Source organism: Roseospira marina (assembly GCF_014197855.1).
GTDB classification, from domain to species: domain Bacteria; phylum Pseudomonadota; class Alphaproteobacteria; order Rhodospirillales; family Rhodospirillaceae; genus Rhodospira; species Rhodospira marina.
Genome location: NZ_JACIGJ010000001.1, coordinates 337,945 through 359,377 on the forward strand (window position 1 = coordinate 337,945; position 21,433 = coordinate 359,377).

Below are 21,433 nucleotides of genomic sequence, written 5' to 3' on the forward strand. Positions count from 1 at the left end.
ATCCGTTCTCACGGACCCGGGGCCGGTGTCCACGATGGGGCCGCCCTTAAGGGCCACCCTTGCCAAGACGGGTGTGAGCCACCATCCTTCGGGGTGCCATGATACCCTCGACGGACGGCGCGCGGGTTTGGGCGGTTCTCGGTCCGACCAACACCGGCAAGACATTCCTGGCGGTCGAGCGCATGCTCGGATACCCGTCCGGCATGATGGGATTCCCGTTGCGCCTGCTGGCTCGGGAAACCTATGACCGGGTCGTTCGCGCCAAGGGCGCCGCGACCGTCGCGCTCATCACGGGCGAGGAAAAGATCATCCCGCCGGGCGCGCGGTACTACCTGTGCACCGTCGAAAGTATGCCAGTCGGCCGGTCGGTCGATTTCCTGGCCATCGACGAAATTCAGCTCTGCGCCGATGCCGAACGCGGTCACGTGTTCACCGACCGGCTGCTGCACGCGCGCGGCCGCGAGGAGACCATGTTCCTCGGCGCGGCGACGATGGAGCCACTGCTCCGCCGCCTGCTGCCAGACTGCCTGTTCGAGACCCGGCCGCGCTTCTCCAGCCTGACGTATACCGGTCCCCGCAAGCTGACCCGTCTGCCCCGGCGCAGCGCGGTCGTCGCGTTCTCCGCGGCGGACGTGTACGCCATTGCCGAACTGGTGCGGCGTCAGCGCGGTGGCGCGGCGGTTGTCATGGGGGCGCTCAGTCCACGCACCCGCAACGCCCAGGTGGCCCTGTATCAAAGCGGCGAGGTCGATTATTTGGTGGCCACCGATGCCATCGGGATGGGCCTGAACATGGACGTCGACCATGTGGCCTTCGCCGCGATGGAGAAATTCGACGGCACCCGCCAGCGCGCGCTGCGCAGCACGGAGGTGGCCCAGATCGCCGGCCGCGCCGGGCGCTATATGAACGACGGCACGTTCGGCACCACCGCTGATGTGGGGGCGCTGCCGACCGAGTTGGTGGACCGGGTGGAAGGCCACCAGTTTCAGGCGGTGCGTCAGATCCAGTGGCGCAACAGCGCGCTCGATTTCTCCTCGGTGGCGGCCCTGGCCAACAGCCTGAACGCGCCGCCGGGGCAGGAGGTGCTGCGGCGGACGCGCGACGCCACCGACCAGTTAGCGCTGGAGACGCTCACCCGGGACGAGGACATCCGGCGCAACGCCCGGGGGCGGGCGGCCGTGACGCTGCTGTGGGACGTTTGCCGCGTGCCGGATTTCCGCAAGATCCACGAAGATTCGCATATCCGCCTGCAATCGCAGATCTTTCAACATCTGACGAGCCGGCTGGGACGGCTACCGCCGGACTGGATCGCCGGCCACATCAAGCGCCTGGACAGCGTCGACGGCGACATTCACGCCCTGAGCGACCGTATCGCCAGCATCCGCGTCTGGACCTATATCGCCCACCAGAACGATTGGCTCAGTGACGCGGAGCACTGGCGCCAGCGCACGCGCGCGATTGAGGACCGCTTGTCTGACGCCATGCACGACCGCCTGACCCAGCGTTTCGTGGACCGCCGGACGGCGGTGCTGATGCGCAAGCTACACGATCGCGCGGACCTGTTCGCGGTCGTGGATCGGGATGGCGGGGTGCGCGTTGAGGACCACTACGTGGGCCGGTTGGAGGGCTTCGCCTTCACGCCGGTCGGCACCGGCGGGGGCCGGGCCGACAAGGCGGTGCTGAACGCGTCGCAAAAGGCCCTGCATGGGGAGATCGGCCGCCGGCTGGTCGCGCTGGAGGCGGCCGAGGACGCGGTCTTCACCCTGGCGGACGACGGCGCGATTCTGTGGGACGGCGTGCCCGTGGCTCGGCTCGGTCGCGGCCCGGATGCGCTGCGGCCCATGGTTGACCTGCCGGTGTCCGATCTGCTCGCCGGGGATCGCGCCCGCCGCGCGCGGGACCGGCTGAGCGGGTGGCTTGATCGTCTGGTGGCGCGGGAGCTGGCGCCGCTGCTGGCCGTTCGTGAGGGGCATGGCCTCTCCGGCGCGGCGCGCGGGCTGGCCTATCAACTCGCGGAGGCTATGGGGACGGCGCCCAGCGCCTGGGTGAGCGAGCAACTGGCGACGCTGTCGGCGGGGGATCGCAAGGCCCTGGCACGGCTTGATGTCCGGATCGGGGTGGAAAGTGTCTACATGCCACCGCTGCTGAAGCCGGAATCCCAGCGATTGCGCGGGCTGCTCTGGGCGGTCGGGCAGGGCTTGGCGCCGCCCCCCGCCCCGCCACGCGGCCGCGTGTCGTTTCCGGTGAACCCGGCGGAGGCACCGACCGGCGACCTCGATACGGCGCATCGGGTGCTGGGCTTCCGGGTGCTGGCCGGGCGCGCGGTTCGGGCCGATATGCTCGAACGCTTCGCGGCCTCGGTGCGGGGCGCGGTGCGCGAGGTGCCGCGCGGGCAGGGGGGCGAGGGGGCCGTCCTGCCGGGCCATGTGTGCTCGATGCTCGGCGTCTCACTGGACGATGCGGAGGCCCTGTGTCGGGCCCTCGGGTTCCGGACCTGGCGTGACGAGACCCAGGCCGTCCGCGTCAAGGCCGACCGGCGCCGGTCGCGCGGCGGTGATGCGAACCGGTCGGAATCGGCGGCGGACCGGCGGCGACGGCTGGCCAAGGGCGCGGCCCGGACCTCCGACTCTCCCTTCGCCGTGCTGGCTGAGAAACTGCGGGCGTGACAATGGCGGACACCGTGCAACGGATCGACAAGTGGCTGTGGTTTGCGCGTTTTCGAAAGACCCGGGGGTTGGCGCAGGCGCTGTGTACCGGCGGGCACGTGTCGCTGAACGGGGCGACGGTGGGGAAGCCGAGCACCACCGTTCGGCCCGGGGACGAGGTTGTGTTGATCCTGGGCCCTTGGCGGCGACGCCTGCGGGTGGTGGCGCTGGGAGAACGGCGGGGCCCCGCGCCCGAAGCCCAGGCTTTGTATGAGGAGACCGCGCCGCCGGAGCGGCTGCATGACCCGGTCATGGCCCCGACGCCGGTGCGGGAGGCGGGGTCTGGCCGACCCACGAAACGGGACCGGCGCGAAACGGATAAATTGCGCGGGTTCTGAAGCGCCATTCCTGTGGGCGCCATTTGCCTGATCTCTGAGCCTTTGGAAGCAGGCCGCCCTCTATTGGACGGGTTGAGGGGGCATCAAGCCCTGTGCTACCCGAAAAACAGGGACTTTTAACGATCTGCACAGGTGTAACGATCTGCTCAAGGGCCGCTTTGTCCTTGTATCGCACGACATCCAGGACAACCATACGGAAACGGCGGACGCGCTGCCGACTCCGGTCTGTTTCCCGTATGCGTCCGCTTCGGGGCCTGCCCGTCGGCGGGCCGTGTCCCGACCCAAAACCAGTGAGGAAATGACAGATGCCCGACCGCGTTGTCTCGCCCAGGGTGGCCGCCCTCGTCGGCCCGTATCTCTCCGGCAAGACCAGTCTGTTGGAGAGCCTGTTGATGGCGTGTGGGGCAGTCCACCGCAAGGGCCGCGTGGAAGACAAGAACACCGTTGGCGACGCCAGTCCGGAGGCGCGCGACCGCGCCATGTCGACCGAGGTCAATGTGGTGGAGGCCGAATACCTGGGCGACACGTGGACCTTCCTGGATTGCCCGGGCTCGGTTGAGTTCCGCCAGGACGCCGTCGACGCGCTGATGGTCGCGGACGTCGGCGTGGTGGTCGTGGATCCCGATCCGGCGCGCGTCCGCATGGCGATGCCGCTGATGAAGCTGCTGGATCAGCGCAACATTCCGCACATGATCTTCATCAACAAGATCGAGACCGCCCAGGTCACGCTGCGCGAACTGATGGAGGCGCTTCAGGGCGTGTCCGACCGCCCGCTGGTTTTGCGCGAGGTGCCGATTCGCGAGGACGGCAAGGTGACCGGCTATGTCGATCTGGTCAGCGAACGAGCCTACAAGTATCGCCCCGGTGAACGCTCCGATCTGATCCAGATGCCGGAGACGGTGCGCGACCGCGAGGAGGAAGCCCGCCAGGAGCTTCTGGAAAACCTCGCCGATACCAACGACCAGATGCTTGAGGAACTGCTGGAGGACGTCGTCCCCGCCAAGGACGAGGTCTATCAGACGCTCACCAAGGATCTGGCCGAGGATCGTGTGGTGCCGGTGTTCTTCGGCGGGGCGCTGGAAGACAACGGCGTTGTCCGCCTGATGAAAGCTCTGCGTCACGAGACGCCCTCGGTCGAGGAGACCGTCGCCCGCCGTCTGCTCGACGCCGGCGACGAGGCGCCGCTGGTTCAGGTGTTCAAGACGGTCCACGCCGCCCACACCGGCAAGATGTCGCTGGCCCGTATCTGGCAGGGACCAGTGAAGGACGGCGCCCACATCGGCGGCGAAAAGATCAATGGGCTGTACGGATTTCCGTCGGCCGGGCAGCCCGCCAAGATCGCGTCGGCCGAGGCCGGAGCCGTGGCGGGCCTGGGGCGCCTTGAGTCCGTCATGACGGGTGCGCTTCTGGATGGTAAGGGCACCCGGGAAGCGGATTGGCCGCAGCCGATGTCGCCCCTCGCCGCGCTGGCGGTGCGTCCCGCCAAGCATGGCGACGACGTGAAGCTGTCCGGTGCCCTCGCCAAGCTGAGCGAGGAAGACCCCAGTCTGAGGGTCGAGCAGAATCCCGAAACCAATGAGCTTCTGCTCTGGGGGCAGGGCGACATCCACCTTCAGGTCGCGCTGGCCCGTCTGGCGCGGCACTACAACGTCGAGGTGGCCTCGGAAAAGCCGTTGGTGCCGTATCAGGAAACGATTCGAAAAAGCGCCAAGAAGCAGGGCCGGTTCAAGCGCCAGACCGGTGGTCATGGCCAGTTCGGCGATGTCCATCTGGAGATCGGGCCGCTGCCGCGCGGCGCCGGCTTCGTCTTTCACGACAAGATCACCGGCGGTGTCGTGCCGCGCCAGTACATTCCGGCCGTCGAGCAGGGCGTGAAGGAGTGGTCGCGGCAGGGCCCTCTCGGCTTCCCGGTCGTGGATTTCGAGGTGACGCTGTACGACGGCTCGTTCCACACCGTCGACAGCTCCGAACAGGCGTTCAAGACCGCCGCCCAGTTGGCCATGCGCGAGGGCATCGCGGAGTGTCAGCCGGTGCTTCTGGAGCCTATTCTGAAGGTCGAGATCAGCGTGCCGAACGACGCGACCAGCCGGGCCCAGCGCGCTCTGTCCACCCGGCGCGGCCAGATCCTCGGCTTTGACCAGAAGGAAGGCTGGGACGGCTGGGACGTGGTACACGGCATGCTGCCGCAGTCGGAAATTCACGACCTGATCGTCGAGTTGCGCTCCGCGACCATGGGCGTCGGCACATTCTCGTGGGAGTTCGATCATCTCCAGGAGCTGTCCGGCCGTGATGCCGATCAGGTGGTCGACCGGCGCAAGGCGATCCTGGAACACGCCTAGCCCGTCTGCGCGGGCCCTTGCCCTGGCGCGTGGTCAGGACAAGGGCCGTGCATGGTGGGGGATTGCTACGGCTTGGCGGACATCGCGCTGTTCGCCTACACCCACGTCGCGCCGGAGGGCGGGATCAGCCTGGCGCCGTATAGTAACATATACGCCTGGATCGAGAGCGTGCCGGCACACCCCGGCTACATTCCGATCTCACACGCGACCTGACGGCCTACCGTTTTACCGACGGCGCCTACGTCCGGCGTAGCACCGTCGCGCGCATGGGTTGGTCGAGCAGGGCCGCGCCCTCCTCGTCGCGGGGCAGATCGGCCAGAACACGGTCGAAATGGGCCCGCAGGTCGGCCTCGTTGGCCTCGAACGTTACCGCGCGCACGGGGCTGATCCGGACCATATACTCGCGCCAAGCCTCAAAATCCCGCTTCGTTCCAACGGTAATGTACTCGAACTCCTGCTCCAAGGTCAGCGGCGTGTCTGGATCGTCCGCCGCTGCGTGCAGGCTCTGGTGGGCCCGCGCGCGCACCTCGAACTCGTCATCAATCGGCCGGTTGAGTGTGTAGTTGGCGCCGCGCGCCACGGGTTCGAACGCCACGATGCGTCCGCCGGGGCGGGTCACCCGCGCCGCCTCCATCAAGGCGGGGGTCATTATGTCCACGGGCACATGGTGCAGGCTGTTGAAGAACAGCGCCACGTCCTGGCAGCGATCTTCCAGCGGCAACGCCTCTGCGCCGGCCGAGATATACCGTTCGGCGCCGACGAGCGGCGTGGCACGTGCCTTGTCAAGCTGGCGGGGGTTCGGGTCGATGCCGGTGACATGCGCGCCGGCTTCGGTGAGGAACCGCGTCCAGGTGCCGTCGCCGCAGCCGATATCGACGATGTGCAAACCGTCCACGGGCGTCAGGGTGTCCAGGACCGTGGCGCGGCTGCCGCGTACGGGCAGCCCTCCGGTCATGGCGTCAGGCAGGCCCAGTGCCGTCATGGTTGGGGAGGTCATGTCTGGGGCGTTTCCTTGCCGGTCGGGGCGGGTGTGACTTAAACGTCCGGCCGTTCGGGTCGATACTGAACCCGGTTGGCGTGCTCGAACCCCTCAATGTACTGGATCAACTCCTGCCGACGCTTTCGGGCGCCGTCGATCTGCGATTGGATGGCCCTCGCCGAAGCCGGTGTCAGGGTTCGATCCGAACCGTCCGGCGCCCGCTCCAGAAACTGCCGCAGATTGCAGCTTTCGATCACGTCGGCACAGAATGTCATTACAGAGTGCGGGCGGGCGGGGTGGTCCGTGGCGCGGCGCACTTGAAAGGAAAAGGAGCCCGTGCGACCGCTGTGTCGCTCCAACACGGCGGTCCGCAAATAATCCTCGAATGGCGTGACGACGACGGCCGTCTGGCTTTCGTGCTGCACCACGACATCGTCTGGAGACACGGTCCCGAACAGTCCGCGCGTCGCGGCGCGCAGGGTTTTCTCGTCGAGGTCCGCGCCCTCGGCGAGACGCTCGATCCCCTGCAGGGCGTCCGAGTCACGGGTTGCGAACACGGTCTCCCCGCCCACATGCAGAGAGGCCCAATTGTTCTGGTTGAAGTGCTTGTCGTAGGGCGAGGTTTTTCGCGACCAGAGGTCGTTCCAGTCCGGCGGATAGGCGTGGCCGGGCTCGAACAGACCCGGGTCCCGCAGGAACCGCTCCGCGACGATGGCGGCCATGCGCAGCGTTCCCGCGATGTTATGGCCCCGCACGACGACGACAGAGCGCTTGTCCCCGATCGATGTCTCCATCGTCAGGCGGTTGCTCCGAAGCACGAATCCACCGTTTTGCCCATCACGGCCATCCGATGTGCCGTCGAAGCGGTGGATAACGGACTTCTCTCGGTAGAGCGTAATGGAACCAATCGAAGCCATTGCCCGTGGCGTCGCAAGGGTGAACGGTTGCCCCCGAGGGCGGGCCCCGGGAGACGTGACGAGCGAGTTCGCCCATATTCCAGGCATTCCGGCTGAGTGTCCACTGTTGTGTAGGGAATGGCGCACGTCATGCGATACCTAAGGAACGACGAGAGCGTCATGGTCATTGCGCTGGGCGCGGCCGTGCGGACCGACGGGTCCGTCAGCCCGGCCATGCGCCGGCGCGTTGCGCTGGCGGCGCGCACGGTGCTGGCATGGCCCCATGCACGCTTGGTGGTCTCGGGCGGGTACGGCAAGCGGCACCCGCCCGGCGTACCGCCCGAGGCCCACCTGATGGCCGAACTGGCGCGTGAGGCCGGTGTGCCCTCGGATCGACTGGTGTTGGAAGCGGAGTCCGGGGATACCCTCGGCAATGCCCGGCACGCGCTGGACCTGGTGGCCGGCGCGGATCCGATGCCGGGCCGGATCGTCGTGGTGACGGACGCGCCGCACCTACGCCGGGCGCTCTGGTGTTTCCGCCGGGTCGCGCGGGGGCGCGGCCTGACCGTCACCATTGACGGCCTGGGCGCGCCGATAACGGATCACCGGGCGCGACGAAGTGCCCAGTTCTGGGAGATCCTGGCGTTGCTCGTCTACCTGCCACGCCTGTGGCGTGTCCGCCGGGTTGTGACCGCCCCGGTGCCTGGGCATGATGATGCCGGGACCGCCGCGGTTGGTCCACAGGATCGCCACCACCGAAAGGACGAGACCCCGCCATGACCTCTGCGCCGCCCGCCTCGCCGCGTCCCCTGGACGGTGTCCGAATCCTCGATGCCGCGAGCTTCATTGCCGGCCCGTTCGCCACTGCCATCCTGGCCGAGTTCGGGGCGGAGGTCATCAAGGTGGAACAGCCGGGCGGGGGCGACCCGTTCCGGCGCTTCGGCACGCCGACCGCGCGTGGGGACAGCCTCGCGTTCCTCAGCGAAGCGCGTAACAAGCGCTCCGTCACCCTGGACCTCAGAAAGGCGTCCGGTGTGCGTATTTTCAAGGCCCTGGCCGCAAAATCTCATGTGGTGTGCGAAAACTTCCGACCCGGGACCATGGAACGGTGGGGCCTCGGCTGGGCGGAGTTGCGCGCGGTTAATCCGGCGCTCGTCATGCTGCGGGTCAGCGGGTACGGGCAGACCGGCCCCTATGCCGACCGGCCTGGGTTCGCCCGCATCGCACACGCGGTGGGAGGGCTGACCCACCTGGCCGGTATGCCGGACGGTCCGCCTGTGACGCCCGGCTCAACGTCGCTCGGCGACTACATGTCCGGCCTGTTCGGGGCGGTCGGTATTCTCATGGCCCTGCGGCACGCGGAGCGCACCGGCGAGGGGCAGGAGATCGATATCGCCTTGTACGAGTCCGTGTTCCGGGTGCTGGATGAACTTGCCCCCCGGTATGCGGCCGAGGGAACGGTGCGCGGCCGGGAAGGGGCGGGTACGATCAACGCCTGTCCCCATGGGCACTTCCCCTGCGGAGACGGCGCCTGGGTGGCGATCGCCTGCACCAGCGACAAGATGTTCGCGCGCCTCGCCGATGTGATGCAGCGTCCGGATCTGGTGGATGCCTACGGGACCACGGCGGAGCGGCTGGCGCATCGGGCCACCGTTGATGACCTAGTGGAGGCCTGGACGCGCACCATGCCCCGGGACGAGGTCGTGCGCATCTGCACCGAAGGGCATGTGCCCTGCGGTGCCATCAACACCATCGCCGACATCTTCGACGATCCGCATTTCGCGGCGCGCGGCAATCTGGTGCGCGTGCTGGCGGAGGAGGTGGGGCCGGTGACTCTGCCCAATGTGCTGCCGCGCATGTCCGCGACGCCGGGGCGGATCGACCATCCGGGACCGGCGCTGGGCGCCGATACGGATGCCGTGCTGGAGGACCTACTGGGGCTGTCGGAGGCTGAGAGAGCGACCCTGCGGGGCGACGGCGTGATCTAGGGGGTGTGTTGGGGTGGGGCCCGTTTTCCGGGGGGCGACGTGTATCACCCCTGGAAAACAAGGGCCACGACACCTAGCTTCTGGGTAGTCGCGCGGCGCCGGGGCGGACACAGAGCCTACGCTGCGGACCTGTTTCGATTCATTTCATCTGTCCGAAACCTGACCGGAGGTCACAACATCATGTCAAGTGAGGGACTCCACGCGCCCCGTGAGCGCCTGTCCCGGGAGACGCTCTCCCAGCATCACGCCATCGTTTCCGTGATGGAAGAACTGGAAGCCGTGGATTGGTATCGGCAGCGCGCCGACGACTGCGAGGATCCGGCGTTGCGCGAGATCCTTCTGCACAACATGCGTGAGGAGATGGAGCACGCCTGCATGGTGCTGGAGTGGATGCGCCGCACCAATGCGGACTGGGGTGAGTACATGCAGACGTACCTGTTCACCGAAGACAAGATTACCGAGATTGAGGAGGAGGACACGGGCCGGTCGAACGGTGCCGGTGCGGCGGAGGCCGAGGCGCCGGCAAAGCCGGGACGTGGCTTTACCATCGGTGCCATTTCCGACGGCGGGGAGGGCTGAGCTCATGGATTTCCTCAATCGCTCCCACGCTCCATTCGGATCCGACGTTTGGGAACGGGTCGACGCGGCCGCCGCCGAGGCCGCTCGCGAGCTGATGACGGCTCGTCGTTTTCTTGAGGTCGGTGGCCCGTACGGTCCGGGCCTGACGTCGATTGAGCTGTCGAACGACGACTATTGCCGCCAGCCGGAAGAGGGCGAGGCTGGCGCCGTCATGGGCCGCGCGGTCTCCGTCCCGATGCTGCGCAAGACCTTCAAGCTGTCCCTGCGCCGGATCGCGGCGTGGCAGTCGAACGGCCAGCCGCTCGACCTGTCCCCCGCCGAGGACGCCGCCGAGGCGGTCGCGCGGCTTGAGGAGCAGATCGTCTACTACGGCCGGCCCGAGTTCGGTCTGCCCGGTCTGCTGGAAAACAGCGGTGCCTGCCGGATGGATGGTGGCGACTGGACCAAGCCGGACGATGCGCTGGAAAACGTTCTGGCGGCCGTGACCCGGCTGGACGAGGCCGGGTTCCGGGGCCCGCATGCCCTGGTTCTGGCGCCGAAGTACTACAACGCGCTGTTCCGCCGCTATCCGGACAGCGAGATGTTGCTGATCAACCACCTGCGACGCTTGTGCACGCGGGGCATTTTCAAGGCCAGCATCGACGGTGCGGCCATCATCGACCCCCGGGTCGGTAGCCTGGAAATCGGCCAGGATCTGATGTGTGGCTATGTCGGGACAGACGGCATTCATTGCGAACTGTTCGTCAATGAAAGCCTCGTCCTGCGCATGCAGGATGAGGACGCGGTCTGCGTGATCAAGCCGAAGTCGGCCTGATCTCTCGCACGTCTCGTACGCGAAAGGGGCGGGAGAGCGTCGTCTGGCGCTCCCCGCCCCTTTTTTGTCTTCAGGCAACCCGGCGCCGCGAAGCGGCCGAGGCGATGGACCGGGCGCGTCCGCTCCATCGCCGACCGGTCTGAAGGTTACGCGTCAGCCGCACCCGCCGCAGGCGGCGGCCGGTGCCGGGCGTGGCCGATTGTGGATGCCGCATTCGGTCTTCTCCTGGCCGCGCCAGCGTCCCGCGCGGATATCCTCGCCCGGGGCGACACGGTCCGAGCACGGCATGCAGCCGACGGAGAGGAACCCGTCTGCCTCAAGCGGGTGGTGGGGCAGGTCGTGGCGCTCGAAGTAGGCCTCGATATCGTCGCGGCTCCACCCAGCCAGCGGGTTCAGCTTGGCCCGGCCATCGACGTACTCGACCAGCGGCAGACCGGCACGCTGGCCTCCATGGTGCCGCTTACGCCCGTTGATCCAGGCCTTGAAGGGCCGTAAGCCGCGTTCCAGCGGTTCCACCTTCCGCACGTAGCAGCAGGCGTCCGGATTGCGCATCCACAGAACGCCGTCCGCGTCGGCCTGTTTCAGCGCGGCCGGGTCGGGCCGCAGGGAGCGCACGTCGGTCAGCCCCAGCCGCTCAATCAGGCTGTCGCGGTACCGTAGGGTTTCCCCGAACAGCTTGCCGGTCTCCAGGAACAGGACCGGCGTGGCCGGGTCGATGAGTGCGACCTGATGCAGCAGCACGGCGGATTCCGTGCCGAACGAGGACACTACGGCCACCTCGCCCGGAAACCACGTCCGAACCGCTCTTTCCAGCAACTCCGGCGCCGACAGCGTGCCACCGGCGGTCATGGCCTCGCGGATCGGTCCGGCCGGCAGGTCCGGGCGACGCCCGGGGAAAATGATTGTATTGTCGTGTGTGTCGTCGTGTCCGCTATCCTGGGTCATGCTGCGACCCCTTTCCGTCCGAGAGCCGCCAGCCGCTGCACGCTGATCGGGGTGCGGTCATCGCTGGCGGGCTGATACACGGCGCCGAATGTCGTTACCGACGCCTGCCAATCGCCTTCCGGGTCGGTGCTGTCGATCTCGACGGCATCGATCCCACAGCGGGCCATGAAATAGAGCTGGTCGCGCAGCACATCCCCGGTCGCGCGCAGGCTGCCCTGGTAACCGTGCGTGTCCCGAAGCTGCCGCGCCTGGGTGTAGGCGCGACCGTCCTTGAAGGCCGGGAACGACAAAACGATCAGCGACAGCCGATCCAGTGCGCCGCCCACCGCCGCCACGAGCGCAGATACGGGGACGTCGTTGGGCAGGCGGACGCCAATCGGGGCGGAGCGCGTCCAAAGCGTGTCAGCCTCCGCCTTCAGGCGATCCAGCGAGACGAGGACCGGCCCGTCGTCGGGCACCGGTTCAGCATCCGGAAGCGCGGTCCAGCGATCGGCGACGTGGTGACCGTTCTCAAGCAGCGGCATGGAGGGTCTCCTTGAACGGGGCGGTGCCGAGGCGCTCCACGGTGTCGATGAACAGCTCACCGGGGTGGCGGATGGCGAGGTAGGTGTCGACGAACCCGGCGATCATCTCGATGGCCTGATGGGCCGGTACGGCGGGGCCCACGATCCGACCCAGGGCCGCCGCTTCATCCGAGCGGCCGCCGAGGGTGATCTGGTAGAGTTCCTCGCCCTTCCGATCGACGCCGAGAACCCCGATGTGCCCCACGTGGTGATGGGCGCAGGCGTTGATGCACCCTGAAATATTGATGTGCAGCGGCCCGATCGCCTGCGCGCGGGTCATGTCGCTGAACCGCTCCGACAGCGCCTGGGCCAGCGGAATTGAGCGCGCGTTGGCGAGCGAGCAGTAGTCCAGGCCGGGGCATGCAATGATGTCGCTGATCAGCCCGACGTTGGGCGTGGCGAGATCGCCCGCATCCAGGGTGCGCCAGAGCGCCGGCAGATCACTCAGCCGCACATGCGGCAGGACCAGATTCTGCTCGTGTGTCACCCGGATCTCACCCAGGCTGTAGAGGTCGGCCATTTTGGCCACCAGTTCCATCTGGCTGGCGGTGGCGTCGCCCGGAATCTGCCCGGTGCCCTTCAGCGAGATGTTCACAATGCCGTAGCCCGGCACCTTGTGTGGAGCGACGTTGGCTTGGACCCAACGGGCGAGCGCCGGATCGGTCTCGGGGTCCCGCACCAGCGTGGCGACGCTGCCGGTCCGCTGTTCGTACAGCGGGGGCGCGAACCGTTCGGTGATGGCGGCGTAGGTCTCGGGAGGCAGCCGCAAAGCGCCGTCGCGAAGGGGTTCCCATTCGGCTTCGACCTGACGCCGAAACTCATCGATTCCAAGGGCTTCGACGAGAATTTTGATGCGGGCTTTGTACATGTTGTCGCGCCGGCCATGCGTGTTGTAGACGCGCATGATGGCTTCGAGGTAGCTGAGTAGGTGCTCTTTCGGCAGGAACGGGCGCAGCGTCTTGCCGATGATCGGCGTCCGGCCGAGCCCGCCGCCGACGATGACCTCGTACCCCACCGCGCCGCGCTCGTCGCGATGCATGCGCAGGCCGATGTCATGCACCTTGACCGCCGCGCGGTCCGTCGGCGCGCCGGTGATGGCGATCTTGAACTTGCGCGGTAGGAAGCTGAATTCCGGGTGGAACGTGGACCACTGCCGCAGGATCTCCGCTGCGATGCGCGGATCCTCGATCTCGTCGGCCGCGACGCCGGCCCAGGGGTCGGACGTTACGTTACGGATGCAGTTGCCGCTGGTCTGAATGGCGTGCATCTGCTCGGCCGCCAAGTCCGCCAGGATATCGGGCGCGTCGGCCAGCTTGATCCAGTTGTACTGGATGTTCTGGCGCGTGGTGAAATGGCCGTAGCCCCGGTCATAGCGGCGGGCGATATGGGCCAGAACGCGCATCTGGTGCGACGACAGCGTGCCGTAGGGGATGGCCACCCGCAGCATGTAGGCGTGGAGCTGAAGGTACAGCCCGTTCATAAGGCGAAGCGGCTTGAACTGGTCCTCGGTCAGGGCGCCGGACAGCCGGCGGCTCACCTGATCGCGGAACTCGCTCACGCGCTGATCGACCAAGGCCTGATCGTGGGCATCGTACTGGTACATCGGGGGTCCTTTCGGGCTCAGGCGGACGGCCGGGCGGCGGGGATGGGCCGGTCCACCGGCAGGACAATGGTCGGGCCGGCGGCGCGAATGGTTTCGCGCTGGCCGAGCGGGCGGGGGCCGGCCTTCGGGTCGTGGAGCACTTCCACGACATCCAGGCTGACCACCTGACAGGCCTCCACGTCCGCCATACAGCCCGGCATCATCGCGTCGAGATCGGGCGCATTGGTCACCACCCGGGCCTTGTTCAGGCGCGTCGTCCAGGAGCCGTCGGCGGCGCGGTAGACCACGACGCCGTCGATCAGGCGATTGGCGGTGATGATGCGCGGAGCGTCGGCGCGGAGCTTGCGAGCCATCGGTCAGGTCCTCGTGTGGGAAGGCAGGGCAATGCGGGGGGAGGAGGGTGCAGACGTCCGGGCGGTCCAGGCCGGCGTGAGCCGGACGACCTCGCCCAGGACAATCAGGGCCGGGCCGTCACCGGTGTTGGCGGCGAGGTCCGGAAGGGTGGCGATGGTCCCGGTCCAGACGGTCTGGTCCGGGCGGGTGCCGTTTTCGATGATCGCCACCGGCAGGCCGGTGGGGACGCCGGCGGTCATCAGGCGGCGGGCGAGGGCGCCGGCCCGGGATCGGCCCATGTAGACCACCAGGGTGTGGTCCCCGGCGGTCAGCGTAGCCGGATCGACGTCCTCGTCGTCATGGGCCTGGCCGGTCAGCAGGGTGACCGCTGAGGCATGGTCGCGGTGGGTCAGGGGAATGCCCGCACTGGCGGCGCATCCCAATGCGGCCGTGATGCCAGGCACCACCGCCACGTCGATGCCGGCGGCCTCCAGCGCGGCGGCTTCCTCGCCGCCACGGCCGAACACGAACGGATCGCCGCCCTTCAGCCGGACGACACGCTGGCCGTCCGTAGCCGCCTCGACCATCAGCCCGTGAATGGCGGCCTGTCCGATGCCGGGCGCGCCCTTGCGCTTGCCCACCGGCACGCGGGTGGCGTCGCGGCGGGCGAGGTCGAGCACGCGGGCATCGACGAGGCTGTCGTAGAAAATCACATCGGCGGCCTGAAGCAGGCGCTGCGCCTTCAGGGTCAACAGTTCGGGATCGCCCGGGCCGGCCCCGACGAGATGGACCACGCCCCGGGCGTCGGCGGCGGGCACGGCCTCGGCGGGCCGGTTGATCAGGGCGATCATGCGCTCGGCGGCCGCCGACTCGTCCCCGGCAAGGATGCGCTCGGCGATATCGCCTTGGAACACCCGATCCCACAGGCGGCGGCGCGCACGTCCCGCCGGGACCGTGGCTTTGACCGCCGCGCGGAAGCGGGCGGCGAACTGCGCCACCTCGCCGATGCGGTCTGGCAGGATCGACTCGATGCGGGAGCGGATCATGCGGGCCAGTGCCGGCGCCGCGCCGCCGCTCGCGATGCCGACCTCGATCGGGCCGCGCCGGACCATGGCGGGGATCGCCACGTCGGACAGCGCGGGGCGATCCACGGCGTTGACCGTGACGTGGACGGCCCGGGCCCAGCCGACCACCCGCTCGGCGGTTTCGGTGTCCTCGACCGCGACGATGACCATCGCGCGCCCCACGACGTCGCAGGGCTGCACGCTGCGTTCGGCCAGGATGACCCGGCCGGCGGTGGCCATGGCGCGCACGTCCGCGTCCGGCGCGTCGGTCACGACGGTGACGTGGGAGCCGGACTCGTCCAGCAGCCGCGCTTTCGCCGCAGCGGCGGCATCGCCGCCCACGACGAGGGTCGGGCGGCCGGTCAGGTCGAGAGAAACGAGCATGAGAGCCTCGGACAGAAGGGCGATTACAGCGTCAGACAATTCCACAGAGGTTTTTGGTCGTCAATGTTTATAAAACACAAAAAAATAGTGTTATTTGATAAAACAACAAAAATATAATGTTGAAAATGGCGCGTGCTCGCCTCGTGCGAGATTTTTTTGGAAATTATGCGTACGCAATCAATGTCATCGTAAGGCTGTCATAACAAGAAACAATCAAAAGTGGTGATAAATCCGTGCGCGAATGCCCCTCTTTGGTGTATGGTTCGTTCGATGGAGCGTCAGTCCGGCGCGGGCAACCACAGAATGAGGTCATCCATGTCCGGTTCTTCAGAACGAGCTAGAGTCGCCATCCAGACGGCCTACAACATCATAATGGAGCAGACCGCAGCCTGTGACAGCACGGCGTTCGAGGTGGCGGTTGACGTGTACCGGCGCTTTCATCCACACGTTCCCGAAATGGACGCTCGGGATGAAACGTCTCAGATCGTGGCCGACGGTGCCGCCCGGCCGACCCTGGACCTGATCGCGGCGTCGGGGGGCTTCGAGGCGGTGCACGCCCGGACAGCGGTACTGGAGATCGAGGCCATCTGATGTCGGATCGCAGTGCCGTGAGGGAGGACGCCGCACGCTGGTCCATAACCGACGCGGCCGTCGAGGATGCGGCGGCGGTCCAGGCCATCTACGCCCATCATGTGCGGACAGGCACGGCAACCTTTGAACTGGAGCCGCCCACGTGTGCCGCCATGACGGACCGGATGGCGGCGGTGCAGGCCGCCGGGCTCCCCTGGCTGGTGGCCCGCGAGAGTGGGAACGGGCGCGTTCTCGGGTATGCCTATGCCGGTCCGTTCCGGGCGCGTCCGGCGTATCGACTGACCGTCGAGGATAGTGTGTATCTGGATCCGTCCGCGGCCGGGCTCGGGCTGGGGGCGGCGCTGCTTAACGCGGTGATCGACCGCTGCGGCGCGCGCGATGTCCGGCAAATGATTGCGGTCATCACCACGCCGGGCGGGGAGGCGTCGGTCGCGCTGCATCGCAAGCTCGGGTTCGAGCTCATCGGGGAGCTTCCCGCCGTCGGGCGGAAGTTCGGGCGTTGGCTGGGTACCATCTACATGCAGCGGGCCATCGGGTCCGGCGCGGCGACGGCCCCGCTCGACGAAGGGCGCGCGGCCGACACGCCGGCGGAGAGCGCGAACCCTGACGGGGGCCAAGGCACCTGATCGCCGACCTTGGTCGACGACTGGGGCTGTGTCACCGCAGGGTCACGCGCGCAGGGTTACCGTCATACCTTCCCGGGCGACCAGCGCATCGGACCACCGCTGGCGGACGTCGTCTTCCACGCGGCCCATGAACGCGTCGTCGTGCTCGGGTTCGTGATGGAACACCACCAGACGCTTCGCGCCCGCCTGCTGGCACAGCCGAATCCCTTCCTGCCAGGTCGAATGGCCCCATCCGATCTTGGCGTGGAACTCCTCGTCCGTGTAGGTGCTGTCGTAGATGACCAGGTCGGCCCCGTCGATCAGCCGCAGGACGTTCGGGTCCGGGTGGCCGGGCACATGCTCCGTATCCGTGACATAGCAGATGGCGAGATCCCCGTATTCCAGCCGATACCCCGTCGCCATGTTGGGGTGGTTCAGCGGTGCCGTACGGACGGTCACGGCATCCTCCAAAACGAACGTATCGCCCGGTTGGAAGTCCTGGAACGTCATCGTGCTGTGCATGGAATCCAGGGGCACCGGAAACATCGGGTCCGACATATGGCTGGAAAACAGGCGGCGGATTCCGCCGTTTTTGGCCACGTGTCCGGCCAGGATGTCGAGGGCGAAATCGGCGCAGTAGGCCGGAGCGAAAAAGGGAAAGCCGATAATGTGATCCCAATGTGTGTGGGTCATCAGGAGCGTGGCCTTTTTCACCTCGTGTGCCCGCCATGCCTTGCCCAGAAGCCGCAACCCCGTCCCGGCGTCGAGCGCGATATGATGTCCATCAAAATGGACCTCGACGCAGCTTGTGTTGCCGCCGTAGATGATGTGGTCGGGGGTCGGGCAAGGAATGCTGCCGCGCACGCCCCAAAACTTCACCCAGCATCCCATGGTGCGCTGTCCTGAGTCATTCAAACACCCCCAGATTATTTGCCGTCTTTTGGCACAATAGGCGACCGGTTCGGCCGGGCGCAATCTGACCGTTTGGGCCGGGACGTGTGCCCGGATTCGGTGGAGAGGCCCGCTCCATCCATCACCGTGTACGGCGCGCCGGCTGAGGGGGCGCCTTGGTCTGGTCGCGTGAGGCGCGCGCAATGGCTTCGTGCGGGGACTCCAGAAGGGCGCGGCCTCGGATAGACGTCCCGCACAGGACGGCGCGGCTCATGGTGCGCGCGGACGCCCTGGGCCGGCGGCATGGCCTGTCGGCGCTCACGCCCAACTCCGATCACGACGCCGTTTCGTCAGCCCGGGCTCAAGCCGCGCAGCCGCTCGCCGCGCCGCCGCAGCACTTCCAGGGTCACCAGCAGCAGGATCGATACGCCGATGAGCAGGGTCGCCACGGCCAGGATGGTCGGGCTGATCTGCTCGCGAATGCCGGCCCACATCTGGCGCGGAATGGTCCGCTCCTCGAACCCGGCCAGGAACAGCACCACCACCACTTCGTCGAAGCTGGTGATGAAGGCGAACAGCGCGCCCGAGACCATACCCGGCATGATCAGCGGCATGGTCACGTGGAAGAAGGTGTAGGTCGGCGTGGCACCCAGGCTGCTCGACGCCCGGATCAGGTTGGTGTCGAACCCGGCCAGTGTGGCCGTGACGGTAATGACCACGAAGGGCGTGCCGAGCGCGGTGTGCGCCAGGATGATGCCGGGCAGGGTCTGGGCCAGCCCCACGTCGGAGTAGAAGAAGTACATGCCGGCCGCCGTGATGATGAGCGGTACGATCATCGGCGAGATCAGAATGCCCATGAACAGGTTGCGCGCGGGCATGTGCGCGCGGGTCAGGCCGAGAGCGGCCAGTGTCCCCAGGGCCGTGGCCAGGATGGTGGCGCAGATCCCGATGATGAAGCTGTTCTTCATCGAGTGCAGCCATTGCTCATTCTCGATGATGTCGCGGTACCAGCGCAGCGAGAACGCATCGCTGTCCAGCGCCAGCATGCCCGGGGTGAAGGTGAAGTAGGGCTCCGCGTTGAACGACAACGGGATGATCACCAGGATCGGCATGATAAGGAAGAAGAGGATCAGGCCGCAGATCACGCGGAAGGCGTAGTACCAGATGCGTTCCAGCGGGCCGGCGTACGGGGGCAAGGCGCTCATCGTCGTGTCTCCCGACCTTATCCGAACTTCATTTTGTCGATGCCGACCAGCCTGTTGTAGAGCCAGTACAGCACAAGCACGCCAAGCAGCAGCAGCCCGCCGAGCGCGGCCGCGAGGCCCCAGTTCAGCGACTTCTGCATGTGGTAGGCGATGAAGTTGGAGATGAGCTGGCCGGTGCGTCCGCCGACCAGCGCGGGCGTGATGTAGTACCCCACCGACAGGATGAACACGAGAATGGAGCCCGCGCCGATCCCCGGCAGGGTTTGCGGCACATAGACGTCCCAGAAGGCACGCGGCGGCGTCGCGCCCAGGGAGCGGGCGGCGCGCATGTGGCTGGGGGAGATGGTCTTCATGACCGAGAAGATCGGCAGCACCATGAACGGCAGCAGGATGTGCGTCATGGCGATGATGGTGCCGAGCTGGTTGTAGATCATCTGAACGCGGCCGTCGTCGGAGATCAGGCCGACCCACACCATGATGTCGTTGAGCACGCCCTCAGTCTGCAACAGCACGATCCACGTGGTGGTGCGCACCAGCAGCGAGGTCCAGAACGGCAGCAGCACCAGGATCATCAGCAGGTTCGACTGGCGCATGGGCAGGTTGGCGAGCAGGTAGCCGACCGGGAAGCCCAGCGCGAGGCACAGCACGGTCACCAGTCCGCTGATCCAGATCGTGCGGACGAACATCTTGACGTAGATCTGTTCGTTCTCGGGCTGGCTGACGATGTCGCCCTGCCAGTCATAGCGCAAGTCCAGCGCGGCCAGGACGAACGACAGCGTATACCGGGGCGCAGCATTCTGGATGATGCCCCAGGTCTCTGGCTCGCCCCAGCGTTCGTCGATTTTGATGAACGCCTCTTTCCACGGCGGCTCGGCCCGGCGGGCGATGGTGCGCGCGGTCGAGGTGATCAGGCTGCGCAGGCCGCCCTGCTCGTAGTTCAGGCGGGTCCCGACCTTGGCGATCTCGCGGACCTTGTACTGCTGGATCATCTCCTCGGCGAGCGTGTCATAGACCGCGTCGTCGGGCAGGCCTTCCCCATCCCAGGTCTCGTTGAGCAGCGCCACGGTGCGCGGGATCTGCTCCTGCAGCACGGGGTTGTCGACGGCGCGGAACAGCATCATGCCGATTGGCGCCAGGAACGTGATCAGAATGAACAGGAACAGCGGTAGCACGAGGCCGAACGCAATGATCTTTTGACGCCGGTTCACGCGGCGTAGCGTGGTCTTCAGCGGGACACCATCGTTGGTGCGCAGCACTCCGTCTGTTGGCCCGCCGCTGGGACCGCCGGAGGCGGCGCCGGACGGGAGGGCGGACTGGGCTGTGGCCATGGCGGTGCCCCTCGCTCCTGCGGTTCGGTGACGGCGGATCGGTGTCAGCGGACCGGGTTTCGTGTCGGGCGTCCGACGGGCACCTCGGATCGGTGCCCGTGGCGCCGGCCAGGGCGGCCCTTACTGGGCAAGCCAGGCGTTGAAGCGCTCGTTCATCTCGTCGGCGTGATCGGCCCACCAGAGGAAGTCGTTCTGCACCGCGTTGGTAAAGTTCTCAGGCGCGGTCGGCATGTGCGGGCCCATCGGGATGCCGGCTTCCGCATGATCGCCGATCAGCGGCACGGACGACATGCGCGCCGGGCCGTAGGAGATCCACTCCGCCTGATGCGCCAACTGCTCCGTGGCGGTGGAGAATTTGATGAACTCCCAGGCCAGGTCCTTGTGCGGGGCGTCCTTCGGAATGACCCACAGGTCCAGATCCCACACCTGACCGTCCCAGACGATCTTGAACGGCTTATCCTCAACGGCGATGGCGTTGAAGATGCGACCGTTGTAGGCGGTGGTCATGGACACCTCGCCGTCGGCGAGCATCTGCGGCGGCTGGGCACCGGCTTCCCACCACACGACGTCATCCTTGATCTTGTCGAGCATGGCAAAGGCCCGGTCCACGCCCTCGGGCGTCGACAGCACGTCATAGACCTCATTCGCCGGCACGCCGTCGCCCATCAGCGCCATTTCGAGGTTGGCCTTGGCGAACTTGCGCATGCCGCGCTTGCCCGGGAAGGTCTCAACGTCGAAGAAGTCCGCGACGGTCTTCGGCGGATTGTCCGGGAACTGCGTCTCGTCGTAGGCGTAGATGTTCGTCCAGACGATGGTCGCCACGGCACAGTCGTGCAGCGTGCCCGGGATGAAATCGTCCTCCGCCGGGGTGCCATCCGGCGCTGGCGGCAACTCCTCCAGCGGCATCAGCTCGATCAAGCCCTCGTCGCACAGCCGGACGGCGTCCGACAGCTCCACGTCCACGACGTCCCAGGTGACGTTGCCGGATTCGACCTGCGCCTTCACCGGCGCGACATTGCCGTCATAGTCGATCGAGTTGATTTGATTGCCGGTCTGCTCCATCCACGGCTTGTGGTAGGCCTCAATCTGGCTTTTGGCATAGGCGCCACCCCAGGACACTACATTCAGGGTGCCTTCGGCGTGCGCGGCACCGGCCGCTCCGGTCGCCGCCACGGCACAGGCGGCGGCCATGGTGGTGCGCAGGTATTTCGTCAGTCCCGTCATGGAATCCGTACTCCCTGTTTTCTTTGTGCATGGTTGATCGGATGTGCGGGTCGCTCGCC

General features: G+C 67.0%; 21 protein-coding genes. 10 read left to right on the top strand and 11 right to left on the bottom strand.

The genetic code is table 11. The features are described 5' to 3' along the window. Window positions 1-98: 98 nt before the first annotated feature. The 4 genes from GGD82_RS01610 to GGD82_RS01625 all read left to right on the top strand — a co-directional run bounded on the left by GGD82_RS01610 (window position 99) and on the right by GGD82_RS01625 (window position 5,595). Window positions 99-2,666: a helicase-related protein gene (locus GGD82_RS01610; protein ID WP_150060510.1), complete on the top strand. Its 2,568-nt coding sequence runs from the start codon at window positions 99-101 to the stop codon at window positions 2,664-2,666. Between the two features lie 2 nt (window positions 2,667-2,668). Beyond that, entirely contained in the window at window positions 2,669-3,043 is a 375-nt protein-coding gene (locus tag GGD82_RS01615; RefSeq protein ID WP_150060509.1) for an Hsp15 family ribosome-associated heat shock protein, read from the top strand. A 305-nt stretch (window positions 3,044-3,348) separates the two neighbouring features. Further along, the gene (locus GGD82_RS01620; RefSeq protein ID WP_150060508.1) at window positions 3,349-5,382 is read left to right on the top strand and encodes an elongation factor G; all 2,034 of its coding nucleotides are present in this window, start codon (window positions 3,349-3,351) and stop codon (window positions 5,380-5,382) included. Between the two features lie 51 nt (window positions 5,383-5,433). Further along, window positions 5,434-5,595 (top strand): glutathione S-transferase family protein, encoded by a 162-nt coding sequence (locus GGD82_RS01625; RefSeq protein WP_150060507.1) that lies wholly within the window; start codon window positions 5,434-5,436, stop codon window positions 5,593-5,595. A 25-nt stretch (window positions 5,596-5,620) separates the two neighbouring features. Here the strand turns inward: GGD82_RS01625 and GGD82_RS01630 are convergent, their stop codons facing one another. Continuing rightward, the gene (locus GGD82_RS01630; protein ID WP_150060506.1) at window positions 5,621-6,379 is read right to left on the bottom strand and encodes a class I SAM-dependent methyltransferase; all 759 of its coding nucleotides are present in this window, start codon (window positions 6,377-6,379) and stop codon (window positions 5,621-5,623) included. Window positions 6,380-6,417: 38 nt separating this feature from the next. Then, window positions 6,418-7,155: a hypothetical protein gene (locus GGD82_RS01635; RefSeq protein ID WP_221240693.1), complete on the bottom strand. Its 738-nt coding sequence runs from the start codon at window positions 7,153-7,155 to the stop codon at window positions 6,418-6,420. A 252-nt stretch (window positions 7,156-7,407) separates the two neighbouring features. Here GGD82_RS01635 and GGD82_RS01640 point away from each other — a divergent pair, with 252 nt between their 5' ends. The 4 genes from GGD82_RS01640 to GGD82_RS01655 all read left to right on the top strand — a co-directional run bounded on the left by GGD82_RS01640 (window position 7,408) and on the right by GGD82_RS01655 (window position 10,638). After that, window positions 7,408-8,037, top strand: a complete 630-nt coding sequence (locus GGD82_RS01640) for a YdcF family protein (RefSeq protein ID WP_170284095.1) — start codon at window positions 7,408-7,410, stop codon at window positions 8,035-8,037. Then, window positions 8,034-9,245 (top strand): CaiB/BaiF CoA transferase family protein, encoded by a 1,212-nt coding sequence (locus GGD82_RS01645; RefSeq protein ID WP_150060503.1) that lies wholly within the window; start codon window positions 8,034-8,036, stop codon window positions 9,243-9,245. Before GGD82_RS01640 ends, GGD82_RS01645 begins: the two co-directional genes overlap by 4 nt. Before the next feature lie 180 nt (window positions 9,246-9,425). Further along, a complete protein-coding gene (locus GGD82_RS01650) occupies window positions 9,426-9,824 on the top strand; it encodes a ferritin family protein (RefSeq protein ID WP_150060502.1) in 399 nt (132 codons plus the stop codon). Between the two features lie 4 nt (window positions 9,825-9,828). Next, window positions 9,829-10,638 (top strand): family 1 encapsulin nanocompartment shell protein, encoded by an 810-nt coding sequence (locus tag GGD82_RS01655; protein WP_150060501.1) that lies wholly within the window; start codon window positions 9,829-9,831, stop codon window positions 10,636-10,638. A gap of 153 nt (window positions 10,639-10,791) precedes the next feature. On the opposite strand, the gene GGD82_RS01660 is transcribed toward GGD82_RS01655, so the two are convergent. From GGD82_RS01660 to cysG, 5 genes are read right to left on the bottom strand one after another with little or no spacing between them, the layout of a single operon-like run. Beyond that, window positions 10,792-11,583: a phosphoadenylyl-sulfate reductase gene (locus GGD82_RS01660; RefSeq protein WP_246163663.1), complete on the bottom strand. Its 792-nt coding sequence runs from the start codon at window positions 11,581-11,583 to the stop codon at window positions 10,792-10,794. Beyond that, window positions 11,580-12,107, bottom strand: a complete 528-nt coding sequence (locus tag GGD82_RS01665; RefSeq protein ID WP_150060500.1) for a DUF934 domain-containing protein — start codon at window positions 12,105-12,107, stop codon at window positions 11,580-11,582. Before GGD82_RS01665 ends, GGD82_RS01660 begins: the two co-directional genes overlap by 4 nt. Beyond that, complete coding sequence (locus GGD82_RS01670) at window positions 12,094-13,749, bottom strand: nitrite/sulfite reductase (RefSeq protein WP_150060499.1); 1,656 nt, start codon at window positions 13,747-13,749, stop codon at window positions 12,094-12,096. The genes GGD82_RS01665 and GGD82_RS01670 overlap by 14 nt, the downstream gene beginning before the upstream one ends. A gap of 17 nt (window positions 13,750-13,766) precedes the next feature. Continuing rightward, window positions 13,767-14,102 (bottom strand): DUF2849 domain-containing protein, encoded by a 336-nt coding sequence (locus tag GGD82_RS01675; protein ID WP_150060498.1) that lies wholly within the window; start codon window positions 14,100-14,102, stop codon window positions 13,767-13,769. Window positions 14,103-14,105: 3 nt separating this feature from the next. Beyond that, entirely contained in the window at window positions 14,106-15,530 is a 1,425-nt protein-coding gene (gene cysG, locus GGD82_RS01680; protein WP_150060813.1) for a siroheme synthase CysG, read from the bottom strand. 315 nt (window positions 15,531-15,845) lie between these two features. Between cysG and GGD82_RS01685 the strand changes: the two genes are divergently transcribed. After that, window positions 15,846-16,121 (top strand): hypothetical protein, encoded by a 276-nt coding sequence (locus GGD82_RS01685; protein ID WP_150060497.1) that lies wholly within the window; start codon window positions 15,846-15,848, stop codon window positions 16,119-16,121. Further along, window positions 16,121-16,747: a GNAT family N-acetyltransferase gene (locus GGD82_RS01690; RefSeq protein WP_150060496.1), complete on the top strand. Its 627-nt coding sequence runs from the start codon at window positions 16,121-16,123 to the stop codon at window positions 16,745-16,747. The genes GGD82_RS01685 and GGD82_RS01690 overlap by 1 nt, the downstream gene beginning before the upstream one ends. Window positions 16,748-16,789: 42 nt before the next feature. Here the strand turns inward: GGD82_RS01690 and GGD82_RS01695 are convergent, their stop codons facing one another. From GGD82_RS01695 to GGD82_RS01710, 4 genes are all read right to left on the bottom strand, one after another. Next, a complete protein-coding gene (locus tag GGD82_RS01695; RefSeq protein ID WP_150060495.1) occupies window positions 16,790-17,617 on the bottom strand; it encodes an MBL fold metallo-hydrolase in 828 nt (275 codons plus the stop codon). 350 nt (window positions 17,618-17,967) lie between these two features. Continuing rightward, window positions 17,968-18,822 carry an ABC transporter permease gene (locus tag GGD82_RS01700; protein WP_150060494.1) on the bottom strand — a complete coding sequence of 285 codons (855 nt, stop codon included), beginning with the start codon at window positions 18,820-18,822 and terminating at the stop codon, window positions 17,968-17,970. 17 nt (window positions 18,823-18,839) lie between these two features. After that, on the bottom strand, window positions 18,840-20,150 hold the full coding sequence (locus tag GGD82_RS01705; RefSeq protein ID WP_150060493.1) for an ABC transporter permease: 1,311 nt from the start codon (window positions 20,148-20,150) through the stop codon (window positions 18,840-18,842). Between the two features lie 120 nt (window positions 20,151-20,270). After that, window positions 20,271-21,374, bottom strand: a complete 1,104-nt coding sequence (locus GGD82_RS01710; protein WP_246163662.1) for an ABC transporter substrate-binding protein — start codon at window positions 21,372-21,374, stop codon at window positions 20,271-20,273. Between the last annotated feature and the right edge of the window lie 59 nt (window positions 21,375-21,433).